Source organism: Escherichia sp. E1V33, assembly GCF_004211955.1.
Lineage (GTDB): Bacteria > Pseudomonadota > Gammaproteobacteria > Enterobacterales > Enterobacteriaceae > Escherichia.
On sequence record NZ_RHJI01000009.1, the window covers coordinates 135,186 to 151,055 of the forward strand.

The following is a 15,870-nucleotide window of genomic DNA, read 5'->3' on the forward strand; positions in this document are numbered from 1 at the left end:
CCGGATGCGGCGTGACCGCCTTATCCGGCCTACAAAAATCTGTTAATTCAATAGATTGCAGAATTTTCGTAGGCCTGATAAGCGCAGCGCATCAGGCACTTTGTCGTGCTTAGTGGCGAGCGCGCACCAGCTGATACTTACGTGTCAGATACTCCACCGGGACGCTCCAGATGTGTACCAGACGCGAGAACGGGAACAGCAGGAATAACGTCATCCCCAGCACCAGGTGCAGACGGAAGATAAACGCCACACCATCAAGGTGTCGAGAAGCGCCACCGTGGAAGGTCACTACCGACTGCGCCCAGCCAACCAGTTTCATCATCTCGCTACCGTCCATATGCTGGGCGGAGAACGGAATGGTCAGCAGGCCCAGCGCGCACTGGATAACGAGCAGTGAAAGGATCAGGATATCCGCTCCGGTAGTCGTTGCACGCACGCGTGGGCTGAACAGACGACGCTTCAGCAACAGCACGCCGCCAATCAGACACAGCACGCCGCTGGCACCACCAGCAAACATCGCCATTTTCTGTTTCACTTCAATCGGCAGCCAGGCTTCATACATCCAGTGCGGCGTCAGCATACCGAAGAAGTGACCGACAAAAATCCCCAGAATACCGATATGGAACAGGTTCGACGCCAGGTTCATCCCTTTGCGGTCCAGCATCTGGCTGGACGCCGCGCGCCAGGTGTACTGCCCGTAGTCATAACGCAGCCAGCTACCAATCAGGAAGACCGCCCCGGCAATGTACGGGTAGATATCAAAGAAGAACATATTCAGGAATTGCATTAGTGCTGTCCTCCGGTGGTGATATTCAGATATTGCGGCGCGACGGCACCGGCAAAGCGACGCTGATGTGCAGTGATTGCTGAATCACCACAACCTTTGTCTGCAAAGAACTTAACCTGCTCTTCTTCCCAGACGGCATCCAGCGCCTGCGGCGTATCATCGCGCGCTTCATCAGCTATTTTTTCCGCCACTTTGTCGCTGTCGATAGCGGTATTCGCCAGTTTCAGCAGCAGATCAAACAGCACGGCATAACGGCTTTCACGCTGTTGCAGACGCGCACTCAGCAACGCCAGAATCGGCGCGATATCTTTCAAACCCTCCACGGCTTCGATTTGCGGCAGCTGCGCCAGATACTCCAGGTACAGAGGCAGATGGTCCGGCAGTTCACGGCTGTTTAACTGCAAGCCGTGCTGCTCGTACTGCGCCAGCAGGTCCACCATCGCCTGGCCGCGGTCGCGGGATTCGCCGTGCACATGTTCAAACAGCAACAGTGACGTGGCGCGACCACGGTCGAACAGTTCGCTGTACTGCGCCTGGGCATCGAGCGGATCCATCGTCGTTAAATCGCGCAGGAAAATGCCCAGCGCATGGGCATCTTCTTTCGACAGATTTTCCGACGCGGCAATCGCCTCAAACATCTCTTGTTGATGCTGCCATAAGGCAGCATCCGGATATTCAAGGAGACGCGATACAATCACGAGTTCGATCATGGATGCGGCTCCGTTTTGCTGGTCACGTCGATGGCATCGATACGGCGGCTGTTGAACAGATTGAATTTGGTATCTGAACCGTGGCAGCCATCACCAAAGGTAAAGCCGCAGCCATTTTTCTCCGGGAAGGCTTCCCGCGCCAGTTCACGATGACTACTCGGCACCACAAAGCGATCTTCGTAGTTAGCAATCGCCAGATAACGGTACATCTCCTGTGCCTGAGCTTCGGTCAGACCGACCTCTTCCAGCGCACGGGTATCAACTTTACCGTCAACGGTTTCAGCACGTTTGTAATGACGCATTGCCAACATGCGTTTCAGCGCACGCAGAACCGGTTGGGTATCGCCTGCGGTCAGCAGGTTCGCCAGATACTGTACCGGGATACGCAGGCTTTCGACGTCTGGCAAAATGCCGTTGCTGCCCAACTCGCCCGCATCTGCCGCAGACTGAATCGGCGACAGAGGCGGCACGTACCAGACCATCGGCAATGTGCGATATTCCGGGTGCAGCGGCAGCGCCAGTTTCCATTCCATCGCCATTTTATAAACCGGCGACTGCTGTGCGGCTTCAATAACGCTCAGCGGAATACCGTCTTTAATCGCCTGCTCGATGACCTTCGGATCGTTCGGATCGAGGAACACGTCCAGTTGACGCTGGTAGAGATCTTTCTCGTTCTCGGTGCTGGCCGCACGTTCAATTGCGTCGGCATCGTACAGCAGCACGCCGAGATAACGGATACGACCGACACAGGTTTCGGAGCAAACTGTCGGCTGACCGGCTTCAATACGCGGATAGCAGAAGATACATTTCTCCGACTTACCGCTCTTCCAGTTGAAGTAGATTTTTTTGTACGGGCATCCGGTAATGCACATACGCCAGCCACGGCATTTATCCTGATCGATCAGGACGATGCCATCTTCTTCACGTTTGTAGATAGCCCCGCTCGGGCAGGTCGCCACACATGCCGGGTTCAGGCAGTGTTCGCACAGACGCGGCAAATACATCATGAAGGTGTTCTCGAACTGGCTATACATCGCCTTCTGGATGTTGTCGAAGTTCTTGTCTTTCGCCAGTTTGTCGAACTCACCGCCCAGGTCATCTTCCCAGTTCGGCCCTTTTTCGATTTTCGCCATCCGTTCGCCAGTAATCAGCGAACGCGGACGGGCAATCGGCTGCGATTTGCTGCCTTCCGGTGCGGTATGCAGGTTCTGGTAGTCAAAATCGAACGGCTCGTAATAATCGTCGATCCCCGGCAGATGCGGGTTAGCGAAGATTTTACCCAGCAGCATGGCGCGGTTACCCATGCGCGGCTGCAGTTTGCCGTTGATTTTACGGATCCAGCCGCCTTTGTATTTTTCCTGGTTTTCCCAGTCAGTCGGGAAGCCCTGGCCCGGCTTGGTTTCCACGTTGTTGAACCACGCGTATTCCACGCCTTCACGGCTGGTCCAGACGTTTTTACAGGTAACTGAACAGGTGTGGCAGCCGATGCACTTATCGAGATTCAGCACCATGCCGACTTGTGAACGAATTTTCATTTTACGCTCTCCTGTACCTGGTCATTGCCTTCGCCATCTAACCAGTCAATGTTCTTCATCTTACGCACTACAACAAACTCATCACGGTTAGAACCTACGGTGCCGTAGTAGTTAAAACCGTATGCCAGATGGGCATAGCCGCCGATCATATGCGTCGGTTTCGGCGTGATACGGGTGACCGAGTTATGGATACCGCCACGCTGTTGGGTAATTTCCGAACCAGGCAGGTTAACGATACGTTCCTGCGCGTGGTACATCATGGTCATCCCTGCCGGAACACGCTGGCTGACAACCGCACGGGCAGTCAGCGCACCGTTGCTGTTGAAGACTTCAATCCAGTCGTTGTCGGCAATGCCCAGATCTTTGGCATCGGCTTCACTCAGCCAGACTACCGGACCACCGCGCCCCAGTGTTAGCATCAGTAAGTTGTCGCTGTAAGTGGAGTGGATCCCCCACTTCTGGTGCGGCGTCAGGAAGTTGAGCGCTTTTTCCGGATTGCCGTTGGATTTCTGGCCCATCACTTCTTTCACCGAACGGGTATCGATCGGCGGACGGTAAACCAGCAGGCTTTCACCGAAATCACGCATCCACTGGTGATCCTGATACAGCTGCTGACGACCAGAGAGCGTACGCCACGGGATCAGCTCGTGAACGTTGGTGTAACCGGCGTTGTAAGAAACGTGTTCATCTTCAAGCCCTGACCAGGTCGGGCTGGAGATAATTTTGCGCGGCTGTGCCTGAATATCACGGAAGCGAATCTTCTCGTCTTCTTTATTCAGCGCCAGATGCGTATGGTCACGACCGGTAAACTCGCTCAGGGCAGCCCAGGCTTTCACGGCTACCTGACCGTTGGTTTCCGGTGCCAGCGTCAGGATCATCTCTGCCGCATCTATTGCGGTGTTGAGCATCGGCTGACCTTTCGCCGGGCCTTCCGCTTTGGTGTAGTTGAGCTTACGCAGCAGGTCCATTTCGCTCTGGGTGTTCCAGGCGATCCCTTTACCGCCGTTACCGATTTTCTCCATCAGCGGGCCGATAGAGGTAAAGCGTTCGTAAGTCGCCGGATAATCGCGCTCTACGACCATAATGTGTGGAGCGGTTTTACCTGGAATCAGGTCGCATTCGCCTTTTTTCCAGTCTTTCACATCCAGCGGCTGCGCCAGTTCAGCGGCAGAGTCGTGCTGGATCGGCAGCGTGACGATGTCGGTTTCTTTACCCAGATGACCGACGCACACTTCGGAGAATTTCTTCGCGATAGCTTTGTAGATTTCCCAGTCGCTTTTCGCTTCCCAGGCCGGATCGACCGCCGCAGACAGCGGGTGAATAAACGGATGCATATCCGAAGTATTCATGTCGTCTTTTTCGTACCAGGTCGCCGTCGGCAAAATGATGTCGGAATAGAGACAGGTGCTCGACAGACGGAAGTCCAGCGTCACCACCAGATCCAGCTTGCCTTCCAGACCATTGTCCTGCCAGTCCACTTCTTCCGGCTTCACGCCGCCCTGCTGACCCAGGTCTTTGCCCTGGATACCGTGCTCTGTCCCCAGCAGGTACTTGAGCATAAACTCATGACCTTTACCGGAAGAACCGAGCAGGTTAGAACGCCAGATAAACAGGTTACGCGGGTGGTTTTTGCCGTTTTCCGGCTGTTCCGCAGCAAAGCGAATGGAACCCTCTTTCAGAGATTTCACCGTATAGTCCACCGGATTCATCCCGGCTTTTTCTGCTTCGCGAGCGATAGTCAGCGGGTTAGTGCCTAACTGCGGCGCAGACGGCAGCCAGCCCATGCGTTCTGCACGGACGTTAAAGTCGATCAGATGTCCGGTATAGCGGGATTTATCCGCCATCGGCGACAGCAGTTCTTCCGCAGTCACGGTTTCATAACGCCACTGGCTGGAGTGGTTATAGAAATAAGAGGTGCTGTTCATGTGACGCGCCGGACGCTGCCAGTCAAGGGCAAACGCCAGCGGCTGCCAGCCGGTTTGCGGACGCAGTTTTTCCTGACCTACATAGTGCGCCCAGCCGCCACCGCTCTGACCGACACAACCGCAGAAAATCAGCATGTTGATCAGACCACGGTAGTTCATGTCCAGGTGATACCAGTGGTTCAGACCCGCACCGACGATAATCATCGAACGACCGTGTGTTTTATCCGCGTTATCGGCAAATTCACGAGCAATACGGATAATCTGGCTACGAGAAACGCCGGTAATCTGCTCGGCCCACGCCGGAGTGTAAGCTTTGACATCGTCATAGCTGGTTGCGCAGTTAACGTCGTTCAGGCCACGTTCCAGGCCGTAGTTTGCCAGCGTCAGATCGTAAACGGTGGTCACTAGAGCGGTGCTACCGTCGGCCAGTTGCAGGCGTTTTACCGGCAGTTTGTGCAGCAGAATGTTTTCCAGCTCCACTTTGTTGAAGTGTTCAGTGCCGTCGCCGCCAAAGTACGGGAAGCCCACTTCAGCGATCTCATCCTGGCTACCCAGCAGGCTCAGTTGCAGCTCAGTTTCTTCGCCGGTTTTACCGTCGCGCTGCTCCAGATTCCATTTGCCCTTCTCGCCCCAGCGGAAGCCAATAGAACCGTTCGGCGCAACCATTTCGCCATTGGTATTAAAGGCGACAGTTTTCCATTCCGGATTGTTTTCCTGGCCCAGCGCATCAACCAGATCGGCAGCGCGCAGCATACGGCCCGCAGCGTAGTAACCGTCGCGTTCTTCCAGCATCACCAGCATCGGCATGTCGGTGTAGCGACGCACATAGTCGGTGAAATACTGGCTTGGGTTGTCGAGGTGGAATTCACGCAGCATCACGTGGCCCATCGCCAGCGCCATTGCAGCATCAGTACCTTGTTTCGGTGCCAGCCACAGATCGCACAGTTTGGCGATTTCAGCGTAGTCAGGGGTGACGGCAACAGTTTTGGTGCCTTTGTAACGCACTTCAGTAAAGAAGTGAGCATCCGGGGTACGCGTCTGCGGCACGTTTGAACCCCAGGCGATGATGTAGCTGGAGTTGTACCAGTCAGCGGATTCCGGTACGTCAGTTTGCTCGCCCCAGGTTTGTGGAGATGCTGGAGGCAGGTCGCAGTACCAGTCGTAGAAACTTAAGCAGGTACCACCAATCAGCGAGAGATAGCGCGCACCCGATGCGTAAGAAACCATCGACATTGCCGGAATTGGCGAGAAGCCAGCGACACGGTCCGGCCCGTAGTTTTTGATGGTGTAAACGTTAGATGCGGCGATCAGTTCGTTCACTTCCTGCCAGGAAGAACGAACAAAACCACCGCGTCCACGCGCCTGTTTAAAGCTTTTCGCTTTATCGGCGTCTTCGATAATAGAAGCCCATGCCTCAACCGGATCGCTATGTAGCGCCTTCGCTTCACGCCACATTTTCATCAGGCGTTTGCGCATCATCGGGTATTTCAGGCGGTTGGCGCTATAGAGATACCAGGAATAGCTGGCACCACGCGGGCAGCCGCGTGGTTCATGGTTTGGCAGGTCCGGGCGGGTACGCGGATAGTCAGTCTGCTGGGTTTCCCAGGTCACCAGACCGTTTTTAACGTAGATTTTCCAGCTGCAGGAGCCGGTGCAGTTTACCCCGTGGGTAGAGCGGACGATTTTGTCATGCTGCCAACGCTGGCGATATCCATCCTCCCAGTCACGGTTGGTATTGAGAAGCTGGCCATGCCCATCGGCAAAGGTTTCGCCCTTCTGTTTGAAGTAGCGAAACCGGTCCAGGAATTTACTCATCGGTTTTCTCCTGTGGGAGCCTGTCGGCTCTCTGATAAATCGACATTGCTAATGTTTAAAGGCAAGGTAACGCTCTGAAACAGCGTGGGAATTGATAACGATCAAGAGTGATGGGGATGAAAAATAAAGTAAATTCCTAAGATACCCCTTAAGGGTAATTAATAATTTACATCTAATAGACTGTAACTTAATGGTTTTTATGCCATTCCATATTTATACACTTCGGATTTTTAGACAGGTGGGTATTAAGGAGTATCCCCCATGGATGACATATTAATGGTGCTTAATTGACGTTATAGAAATAATCATTAGCTTTAAAGCATGTTGTAACTAAACGACAGGTAAAAAAAGCGCGACATTATGCCGCGCAAAGGATAATCAAATATTAAGATTTATTTTTTAGAATGCCGACCATATACCGCCCAGGTAATCACCACGCAGGCGATATAGAAAATCAAAAATACTTTCATTGCACCGACCGGCGACCCCGTTAATGCCAGTGAGCTACCGAACGCTTTCGGGATAAAGAAGCCACCAATAGCACCGATCGCTGAGATGAAGCCCAGTGCCGCCGCAGTATCGGTTGCCGCTTCACGCATCGCACGTTCGTCAGAACCCCCTTCTGCTTTCACGCGATCCATCGTCAGTTTACGGAAGATCACGGAAATCATCTGGAAGGTGGAGCCGCTACCCAGCCCTGCAGTCAGGAACAGTGCCAGGAAGACCGCAAAGAACGCCATAAAGCTTCCGCCCTGCCCATCAGTCGGTAAGGTGAGGAACAGCAGGCCACTGAAAATCGCCATCAGGATAAAGTTCACCAGTGTGACGCGCGTGCCGCCCAGACGGTCAGATAATGCACCGCCTGCGGAACGCGCCAGCGCCCCAATAAACGGTCCGAAGAAGGCATATTGCAGAATTTGCACATCCGGGAACTGCGTTTTTGACAGCATGGCAAAACCTGCCGAGAAGCCAATAAAGGAACCGAAAGTTGCCAGATACAGCAGGCTCATAATCCACAGATGCCCACGTTTGAGTACCGGTAACTGCTCCTTGATGGAGGCCTTCGAGGTAGCAAGGTCATTCATGCCAAACCACGCAGCGATGGTGAAGATGGCAAGGAACGGTACCCACACCCAGGATGCGTTCGCCAGATACAGCTCAGTACCATCCGGTTGGGTTATTCCCTGGCTACCAAACGCGGCAAAAATCGACAGTGATACCACCAGCGGGGCAACCAGCTGCATGACGCTAACGCCCATATTGCCCAGACCACCATTCAGGCCCAGTGCGCCACCCTGCTTCTGCTTGGGAAAGAAGAAGCTGATGTTTGCCATGCTGGAGGCAAAGTTCGCGCCAGCAAAGCCGCACAGCAGAGAGATAATGATGAAGACGCTGTATGGCGTGGTGGTATCCTGAACGGCAAAACCCAGCCAGACGCAAGGAATAATCAGAATACCGGTGCTGAATGCCGTCCAGCGACGACCACCGAAGATTGGAACCATAAAGGAGTATGGAACACGTAATAATGCGCCAGAAACCGAAGGTAGCGCAGTCAGCATAAATAGCTGATCGGTCGTAAAATTAAAGCCGACTTTCGGTAGGTTCACCGCAACGGCACTGAACAACATCCATACGCAAAACGCCAGAAGCAGGCAGGGAACGGAAATCCACAGGTTACGGCTGGCGATACGTTGACCTCGTTGTTGCCAGAACGCAGGATCTTCCGGTCGCCAATCTGTAATGACAGCTCCAGTAGCCCTTTCGGGGGCGGATGAGTGACTCATAGACACCTCTGATACTCGTTTCGATGTCTGCCACCTTAGTATCTGTAGCTAAAGGCAATTTGATGTAAATCAAACGATAATATAACTTTATCTATCATTGATATTTATCATTACCCATAGTGAGTACAGAGATTTAATAAAAATTTTGAGATTTTTCACGGCACTGTAAAATCCCTACCCTTACTGATGTAAATCACCTAACCACACGGCAAATAAGGAGTAACTCTTTCCAGGTATGGGTATACTTCAGCCAATAGCCGAGAATACCGTCATTACAGAATGTATCGCCACATTCATTAAGGTTATTGCTCATTTAAAGCCTGAAGGAAGAGGTTTATATGCTTAAACGTTGTCTCTCTCCGCTCACCCTGGTTAATCAGGTTGCGCTGATCGTTTTGCTTTCTACCGCCATTGGACTGGCGGGGATGGCAGTTTCTGGCTGGCTAGTGCAAGGCGTTCAGGGCAGTGCGCATGCGATTAACAAAGCGGGATCGCTGCGCATGCAAAGTTACCGCCTGCTGGCGGCTGTGCCATTAAGCGAGAATGACAAGCCCTTAATCAAAGAGATGGAACAAACGGCATTTAGCACTGAGTTAACTCGAGCGGCGGAACGAGACGGGCAACTGGCGCAATTACGGGGATTACAGGATTACTGGCGCAATGAACTGATTCCTGCGCTGTTGCGTGCGCAAAACCGCGAAACGGTGTCGGCAGACGTCAGCCAGTTTGTTGCCGGGCTTGATCAGCTGGTTTCTGGTTTCGACCGCACTACCGAAACGCGTATTGAGACAGTTGTACTGGTCCACAGGGTAATGGCGGTCTTTATGGCACTTTTACTGGTGTTTACCATTATCTGGCTGCGAGCGCGTTTGCTTCAACCGTGGCGACAACTACTGGCGATGGCCAGCGCCGTCAGTCATCGCGATTTTAGTAAGAGAGCGAATATTAGCGGACGCAACGAGATGGCGATGTTGGGTACAGCACTGAATAATATGTCTGCGGAACTGGCGGAAAGCTATGCCGTACTTGAGCAGCGGGTACAGGAGAAAACCGCCGGACTGGAGCATAAAAATCAGATTCTCTCTTTTTTGTGGCAGGCCAACCGTCGTTTGCATTCCCGCGCTCCGCTGTGTGAACGCCTGTCGCCTGTGCTTAACGGTCTACAAAATTTAACCCTGTTGCGTGATATCGAACTACGGGTATATGACACGGAAGATGAAGAGAATCATCAGGAGTTCACCTGTCAGCCAGATATGACTTGCGATGATAAAGGCTGCCATCTCTGCCCACGCGGCGTTTTACCCCTTGGCGATCGCGGCACCACACTGAAATGGCGGCTGGCAGACTCTCATATGCAATACGGCATTTTGCTGGCAACCCTGCCGCAGGGACGTCACCTTAGCCATGATCAACAGCAACTGGTGGATACGCTGGTTGAGCAGCTCACCGCCACACTGGCGCTGGATCGCCATCAGGAACGCCAGCAGCAGTTGATCGTGATGGAAGAGCGTGCCACCATTGCGCGCGAACTGCATGATTCTATTGCCCAATCGCTCTCTTGCATGAAAATGCAGGTAAGTTGTTTACAGATGCAAGGCGACGCGCTACCAGAAAGCAGTCGCGAACTGTTAAGCCAGATCCGTAACGAACTGAATGCGTCCTGGGCGCAGTTGCGTGAGTTACTCACCACATTCCGTTTACAGCTCACCGAACCGGGATTGCGTCCTGCACTGGAGGCGAGCTGCGAAGAGTACAGCACTAAATTTGGCTTCCCGGTGAAGCTGGATTACCAATTACCGCCACGTCTGGTGCCTTCACATCAGGCAATCCATCTGTTGCAAATTGCCCGTGAGGCATTAAGTAACGCCCTCAAACATTCGCAAGCAAGTGAGGTGGTGGTTACGGTGGCGCAAAACGATAATCAGGTCAAACTGACCGTTCAGGATAATGGCTGCGGCGTGCCTGAAAATGCCCTCCGCAGCAATCACTACGGCATGATAATTATGCGCGACCGTGCGCAAAGTTTACGTGGCGACTGCCGCGTTCGCCGTCGTGAATCAGGTGGCACTGAAGTAGTCGTCACCTTTATTCCCGAAAAAACTTTCACAGACGTCCAAGGAGATACCCATGAGTAATCAGGAACCGGCTACTATCCTGCTAATCGACGATCATCCGATGCTGCGAACTGGCGTGAAACAGCTTATCAGTATGGCACCGGATATCACGGTGGTTGGCGAAGCGAGTAATGGCGAACAGGGTATTGAACTGGCAGAGACGCTCGATCCTGATCTGATCCTGCTTGATCTAAATATGCCCGGCATGAACGGTCTGGAAACGCTGGATAAACTACGCGAAAAATCACTCTCCGGCCGCATTGTGGTGTTCAGCGTCTCTAACCATGAAGAGGACGTGGTAACCGCATTGAAACGCGGTGCAGATGGCTATCTGTTAAAAGATATGGAACCGGAAGATCTGCTGAAAGCGTTACATCAGGCTGCCGCAGGCGAAATGGTCTTAAGCGAAGCGTTAACCCCTGTTCTGGCCGCCAGCCTGCGCGCTAACCGCGCTACCACTGAACGTGATGTTAACCAGTTAACGCCACGTGAACGCGACATTCTAAAACTAATCGCCCAGGGCTTACCGAATAAGATGATTGCCCGTCGCCTGGACATCACTGAAAGCACGGTTAAAGTGCATGTGAAACACATGCTAAAAAAAATGAAGCTCAAATCTCGTGTAGAAGCCGCGGTATGGGTGCATCAGGAACGTATTTTCTGATTACGGTTCCCAGATCGGTTCGTCGTTCGACATTGCGTCGAAAGGTTCGACAAGCGTTAGCGTGATCTCATTGGAGGAGACACGCTGCCCCTGGTTATCCTCCACCACTACCGACAAGTGCCATTGATTGCTCGCCCCTTCCCCACTCTGCCAGTCCGGCATGATCAGCGTCCAGCCATCCGCACTATTGGCTGTCGCTCCCGATGTCAGACTTAACATCTGCGTATCTCCCTGCCAGATCAATTGCCGAATACCGTAATGACTGCGAACTTGTAATTTCAGTGGCACGGTTTCACCAGGTTTAAGATCCCAGGGCGGCGTCGCCAGAAACACCGTTAAGGTTTTACGCTGCCGATACTCAATAGTCGGCAGATTATTTCGCTGCGGGTTGTCATAGCGACTGCCGCGTAGCGACTGGCTTTCGGCAACTTCGCCAGCAGAAAGCTGCTTGTTGAGCGGCACGCCAAAACGGTAGTTAATATTCAGGCCGAGGTTATTTTGCCTTTCTCCACTTTCCCCCTGTTTATGCAGGGCGGTTACAGTAACGAGTGGGACAGGTGTGTAATTTAGCCCAAGACTCAAGGCGACAGGATTGTGATAACCCGTGCCGGTGTTAAACAAATCAACACTCTGACCAAAATATTGTTCGAGGCTAACGCTGGTGTTGATATGCTGGTAAAACGGCATCCGCATCCGGGCCGTCAAGTCGTAACCACGCGCCATTCGTTGCTCAAGGGTGGCAGTCTGTTCACGCCAGGAGGCAAAAGGCTGATAATAATTTGCAGAGAGGCGCAGATATTCACCCCAGGCTTCAGCGCCAAATCCAGCACGCTGGAGATTTTCGTCCAGCAAGTTGTCATAAAAGGTATTGTATCCCAGCAACCAGCTGCCGTGCGTCCAGCGTTGGCCAGCGCCAAGGTTACTGACCAGGCCATCATCCTGCTGAGTGAGCCCAATCTGGCTCCATGTAAGATAACGCTCGTTATCCTGTAGCGGTACAAACCAGCTCCCCCGGCTACCTGTAAAATGTCCTTCGTTATCCACTTTGACGTCGACACTGGCGTTCCCCCACGGCGATAGCCAGGATTCCACGTGCTGATTGACCTGCTGACTAAGCGCATCGCGGACTTTTCCCAACGCAAAAGCTCTCGCCTGCTCGCCAGTGTCCTGACCGTTATCAGTCATACTGGTTTCACCAAAATCTTTCACAATTTCAGCAAAATGTTTTTCACCGTCATGATTTTCCGCTGCCATTCCTAAGTCAGGAAGACCATCACTGTCGTTATCAAAAGGATTTGCAGCTTGCTGCTTAAAAGAGGACTGTGCGCTAGCGATACCGCCTGCCAGCAGCAAGAGTAAACAAATTGCGATAATGCGGGGGACGAAACGGCTCAAAACGTCAGTAATTTCCAATAAAAATGAACAGCTACAGCTTTATAGAATAACGATTACTGGTAATTTTTCTTGTACTTTTGCATGCTTTATGACAAATCCTAAAAAATGTGACGGATTGGTCGGACAGCACACAAGCTGTAAGATAGAAACTGAACATCTAATTCCCTGAATACAGGAGTAAATAATGCAAAGAATCGTGATCGTTGCCAATGGCGCACCCTATGGGAGCGAATCCTTATTTAACAGCCTGCGGCTGGCCATTGCGCTACGAGAGCAGGAAAGCTACCTGGATCTGCGTCTATTCCTGATGTCTGATGCGGTCACTGCCGGATTGCGCGGACAAAAACCTGGGGAAGGCTATAACATTCAGCAAATGCTGGAGATCCTCACGGCGCAAAATGTGCCTGTGAAATTGTGCAAAACCTGTACCGATGGTCGTGGCATCAGCACACTTCCGCTGATTGATGGGGTGGAAATTGGCACTCTGGTAGAACTGGCGCAATGGACGCTGCTTGCCGATAAAGTGCTCACATTTTAACTTAAATATGGGGCGCTCAAGATAATAGAGATGCCCCACTGCAAAAATGTTTCATCGGACAAACCCAGGCCGCAACACACCATCCGGGAAATTTTCCGCCAGAAGTTTTTTCACCGACACCAATAAATCACTTAGCCCGTCATCCTGCATCCTCAGTTTGTTAAGCGCATGCTCCAGGGAAAACAAGTACTGTGCGTTGGTTCCTAATGGCCCACTCGCCGCAGCAATCAACGGGGCAATCACCTGAGCGCGGGTATCGGATTCATACTCAGGATGGCGTGGGTCCATAATGAACACCAGCGCATTGACGATGCGGCCATCGTCAAGATGAAGCTGACACCAGGACGGCAGGTAGCAGCCAGTAATCATCTCGCGCTTCCACAGTAAAGTCAGCTCCTGCTCCAGAGACTCTTCCGGCAGGCGATACGCAACGCCCGTGGTACGACCGCCCTCTTTCAGTGCAAGCATCCTCCCCGGCTGGTGCGCAGTCCCCCGCCCGGCAGTAAGCCGCAAACAGAAAGCGCGATGCCACCCAACCAGCGTACCGGTGCACGACTCGGTAAACTCCAGCGCCGGATTCCACATTAATGATCCATAGCCGAAGATCCACACCGGTCCCTCATCAGGTCGACAAGACAGCGTCGCCGCCAGCGAGGCCGCCCGTTGTTCTGCCGACCATAAGAGTGATTCTTCAATTACACCAAATGCCGTTTTACAATCGGCATTCATCAAGAAATCACGCGTTATCACCTTACACCTCCGCCACTGCATACTTCCCTGCGACAACTTTTTGGCGTCTTCCGGACATTTTTACTGCTCATTTTGAAACCACTATTGGGACAATATGCAATCCACAGACCACTTGCAAGGCAGCACCGCACGAATAGCTTTAACTCGCCGCTGGGTTTTACGATTTTTTATGCCATTTATCATCATCGCCTTTGGCATATTCATGTTTCACCGCAGCCCAGGCCACTTTATGCGCTGTCTCTTCGCGACTGGCATCGCCACGCCGATCTTCTTTATCTTTATATTGCTCCCAGGCGCTGTTGAATGCTTCTTTATAGATATCCTGGGCATGAGCGGGTAAAACGTGTTTTACGCTTTCCGGGAGATCGCTTTTCGTTTTATACGGCATTGTTGACTCCTTTTTTAAAAGTGAACATTAAGTGTGGTCAACAATATCCCCTCTTGCCAAAACATAAGAATTCTCAGGTCAGACTCTTCTTAAGAGACGCGAATACAAACATTGTCTAAACACGTAGCTTATTTTTATGCTCCGAAGAGTAAAAAATCGACAGCGGGGTAAAAATTCGTAAAATGTTACCGATATCCTGACACTTTCTGTTATTTTTCCTGCCTATTTATTACATTTCCGACAAATTCATCTGCAAAGGATAACCATAATGACAAATGCTCACGAGGCGGTAAAAACCCGCCACAAGGAGACTTCGCTTATTTTCCCGGTTCTGGCGCTGGTAGTGCTGGCTCTGTGGGGAAGCAGCCAAACACTACCAGTGGTTATTGGCATCAACCTTCTTGCTCTTATTGGTATTTTAAGCAGTGCTTTTAGTGTTGTCCGTCATGCGGACGTACTAGCCCATCGTCTGGGCGAACCTTACGGTTCGCTTATTCTTAGCCTTTCCGTCGTTATTCTTGAAGTCAGTTTGATTTCAGCCTTAATGGCAACTGGCGATGCAGCGCCGACGTTAATGCGAGATACACTCTATTCAATCATTATGATTGTTACCGGCGGACTAGTTGGTTTTTCATTACTGCTGGGTGGACGTAAATTTGCTACCCAATATATGAATCTGTTTGGTATTAAACAGTATTTAATTGCCCTGTTCCCATTAGCCATAATCGTGCTGGTATTTCCGATGGCGCTGCCTGCGGCGAATTTTTCGACCGGTCAGGCGTTACTTGTAGCTTTAATTTCCGCAGCGATGTACGGCGTATTTTTGCTGATTCAGACCAAAACGCATCAAAGCCTGTTTGTCTATGAGCATGAAGATGACAGCGATGATGACGATCCGCATCATGGCAAACCGTCTGCTCATAGCAGCCTGTGGCATGCCATCTGGTTAATTATCCATCTAATTGCCGTTATTGCGGTCACAAAAATGAACGCCAGCCCGCTGGAAACATTGCTCACCAGCATGAATGCGCCGGTGGCCTTTACCGGTTTCCTGGTGGCACTATTGATTCTGTCGCCGGAAGGTTTGGGCGCGTTAAAAGCAGTTTTAAGCAACCAGGTCCAGCGCGCGATGAATCTGTTCTTTGGCTCGGTATTAGCGACTATCTCGCTTACCGTACCTGTTGTAACGCTTATCGCCTTTATGACGGGTAACGAATTGCAGTTTGCTCTGGGCGCACCAGAGATGGTGGTAATGGTAGCCTCTTTAGTACTGTGCCATATTTCATTTTCAACTGGCCGTACTAACGTACTCAACGGCGCGGCGCATCTGGCACTGTTTGCGGCCTATTTAATGACAATATTTGCCTGACATTTATATCTCCTCCGATGACGGAAATCGGGGGAGATAATAAAATTATCTGCTTATAGTATTTCTTCATACTACCTGAACAGATCGTTAATCAGA

Annotated in this window: 12 protein-coding genes; 4 read left to right on the top strand and 8 right to left on the bottom strand. The window is 51.8% G+C overall.

Annotated features, from left to right (window positions below):
- Nucleotides 1–109: 109 nt before the first annotated feature.
- The 5 genes from narI to narK all read right to left on the bottom strand — a co-directional run bounded on the left by narI (nucleotide 110) and on the right by narK (nucleotide 8,556).
- Nucleotides 110–787, bottom strand: coding sequence for a respiratory nitrate reductase subunit gamma (narI, locus tag D9742_RS07640; RefSeq protein ID WP_130236493.1), 678 nt, complete (start codon nucleotides 785–787; stop codon nucleotides 110–112).
- Nucleotides 787–1,497 (bottom strand): nitrate reductase molybdenum cofactor assembly chaperone, encoded by a 711-nt coding sequence (gene narJ / locus D9742_RS07645; protein ID WP_130236494.1) that lies wholly within the window; start codon nucleotides 1,495–1,497, stop codon nucleotides 787–789. The genes narI and narJ overlap by 1 nt, the downstream gene beginning before the upstream one ends.
- Nucleotides 1,494–3,032 carry a nitrate reductase subunit beta gene (narH, locus tag D9742_RS07650; RefSeq protein ID WP_046082940.1) on the bottom strand — a complete coding sequence of 513 codons (1,539 nt, stop codon included), beginning with the start codon at nucleotides 3,030–3,032 and terminating at the stop codon, nucleotides 1,494–1,496. Before narH ends, narJ begins: the two co-directional genes overlap by 4 nt.
- Nucleotides 3,029–6,772: a nitrate reductase subunit alpha gene (locus D9742_RS07655; protein WP_130236495.1), complete on the bottom strand. Its 3,744-nt coding sequence runs from the start codon at nucleotides 6,770–6,772 to the stop codon at nucleotides 3,029–3,031. Before D9742_RS07655 ends, narH begins: the two co-directional genes overlap by 4 nt.
- A gap of 392 nt (nucleotides 6,773–7,164) precedes the next feature.
- A complete protein-coding gene (gene narK / locus D9742_RS07660) occupies nucleotides 7,165–8,556 on the bottom strand; it encodes a nitrate transporter NarK (RefSeq protein WP_130236496.1) in 1,392 nt (463 codons plus the stop codon).
- A 338-nt stretch (nucleotides 8,557–8,894) separates the two neighbouring features.
- On the opposite strand from narK, the gene narX reads away from it, so the two are divergent.
- Both narX and narL read left to right on the top strand, forming a co-directional pair.
- A complete protein-coding gene (narX, locus tag D9742_RS07665; RefSeq protein WP_130236497.1) occupies nucleotides 8,895–10,691 on the top strand; it encodes a nitrate/nitrite two-component system sensor histidine kinase NarX in 1,797 nt (598 codons plus the stop codon).
- On the top strand, nucleotides 10,684–11,334 hold the full coding sequence (gene narL / locus D9742_RS07670) for a two-component system response regulator NarL (RefSeq protein WP_064528739.1): 651 nt from the start codon (nucleotides 10,684–10,686) through the stop codon (nucleotides 11,332–11,334). Before narX ends, narL begins: the two co-directional genes overlap by 8 nt.
- On the opposite strand, the gene D9742_RS07675 is transcribed toward narL, so the two are convergent.
- Complete coding sequence (locus D9742_RS07675) at nucleotides 11,335–12,729, bottom strand: YchO/YchP family invasin (RefSeq protein ID WP_130236498.1); 1,395 nt, start codon at nucleotides 12,727–12,729, stop codon at nucleotides 11,335–11,337.
- 184 nt (nucleotides 12,730–12,913) lie between these two features.
- On the opposite strand from D9742_RS07675, the gene ychN reads away from it, so the two are divergent.
- Entirely contained in the window at nucleotides 12,914–13,267 is a 354-nt protein-coding gene (gene ychN, locus D9742_RS07680; protein WP_064528737.1) for a DsrE/F sulfur relay family protein YchN, read from the top strand.
- Nucleotides 13,268–13,318: 51 nt separating this feature from the next.
- On the opposite strand, the gene chaC is transcribed toward ychN, so the two are convergent.
- Together chaC and chaB are read right to left on the bottom strand one after the other, a co-directional pair.
- Nucleotides 13,319–14,017, bottom strand: a complete 699-nt coding sequence (gene chaC / locus D9742_RS07685; RefSeq protein WP_130236499.1) for a glutathione-specific gamma-glutamylcyclotransferase — start codon at nucleotides 14,015–14,017, stop codon at nucleotides 13,319–13,321.
- Between the two features lie 157 nt (nucleotides 14,018–14,174).
- Entirely contained in the window at nucleotides 14,175–14,405 is a 231-nt protein-coding gene (gene chaB / locus D9742_RS07690) for a putative cation transport regulator ChaB (RefSeq protein WP_130236500.1), read from the bottom strand.
- Between the two features lie 268 nt (nucleotides 14,406–14,673).
- On the opposite strand from chaB, the gene chaA reads away from it, so the two are divergent.
- Nucleotides 14,674–15,774 carry a sodium-potassium/proton antiporter ChaA gene (chaA, locus tag D9742_RS07695; RefSeq protein ID WP_130236501.1) on the top strand — a complete coding sequence of 367 codons (1,101 nt, stop codon included), beginning with the start codon at nucleotides 14,674–14,676 and terminating at the stop codon, nucleotides 15,772–15,774.
- Nucleotides 15,775–15,870 lie beyond the last annotated feature (96 nt).

What these genes read in the sequence shown, in the direction of transcription:
- chaA (WP_130236501.1), top strand. Translation starts at nt 14,674, where the DNA reads ATGACAAATGCTCACGAGGCGGTAAAAACCCGCCACAAGGAGACTTCG.
- narH (WP_046082940.1), bottom strand. Translation starts at nt 3,032, where the DNA reads ATGAAAATTCGTTCACAAGTCGGCATGGTGCTGAATCTCGATAAGTGC.
- ychN (WP_064528737.1), top strand. Translation starts at nt 12,914, where the DNA reads ATGCAAAGAATCGTGATCGTTGCCAATGGCGCACCCTATGGGAGCGAA.
- D9742_RS07655 (WP_130236495.1), bottom strand. Translation starts at nt 6,772, where the DNA reads ATGAGTAAATTCCTGGACCGGTTTCGCTACTTCAAACAGAAGGGCGAA.
- narL (WP_064528739.1), top strand. Translation starts at nt 10,684, where the DNA reads ATGAGTAATCAGGAACCGGCTACTATCCTGCTAATCGACGATCATCCG.
- narI (WP_130236493.1), bottom strand. Translation starts at nt 787, where the DNA reads ATGCAATTCCTGAATATGTTCTTCTTTGATATCTACCCGTACATTGCC.
- narJ (WP_130236494.1), bottom strand. Translation starts at nt 1,497, where the DNA reads ATGATCGAACTCGTGATTGTATCGCGTCTCCTTGAATATCCGGATGCT.
- chaB (WP_130236500.1), bottom strand. Translation starts at nt 14,405, where the DNA reads ATGCCGTATAAAACGAAAAGCGATCTCCCGGAAAGCGTAAAACACGTT.
- narK (WP_130236496.1), bottom strand. Translation starts at nt 8,556, where the DNA reads ATGAGTCACTCATCCGCCCCCGAAAGGGCTACTGGAGCTGTCATTACA.
- narX (WP_130236497.1), top strand. Translation starts at nt 8,895, where the DNA reads ATGCTTAAACGTTGTCTCTCTCCGCTCACCCTGGTTAATCAGGTTGCG.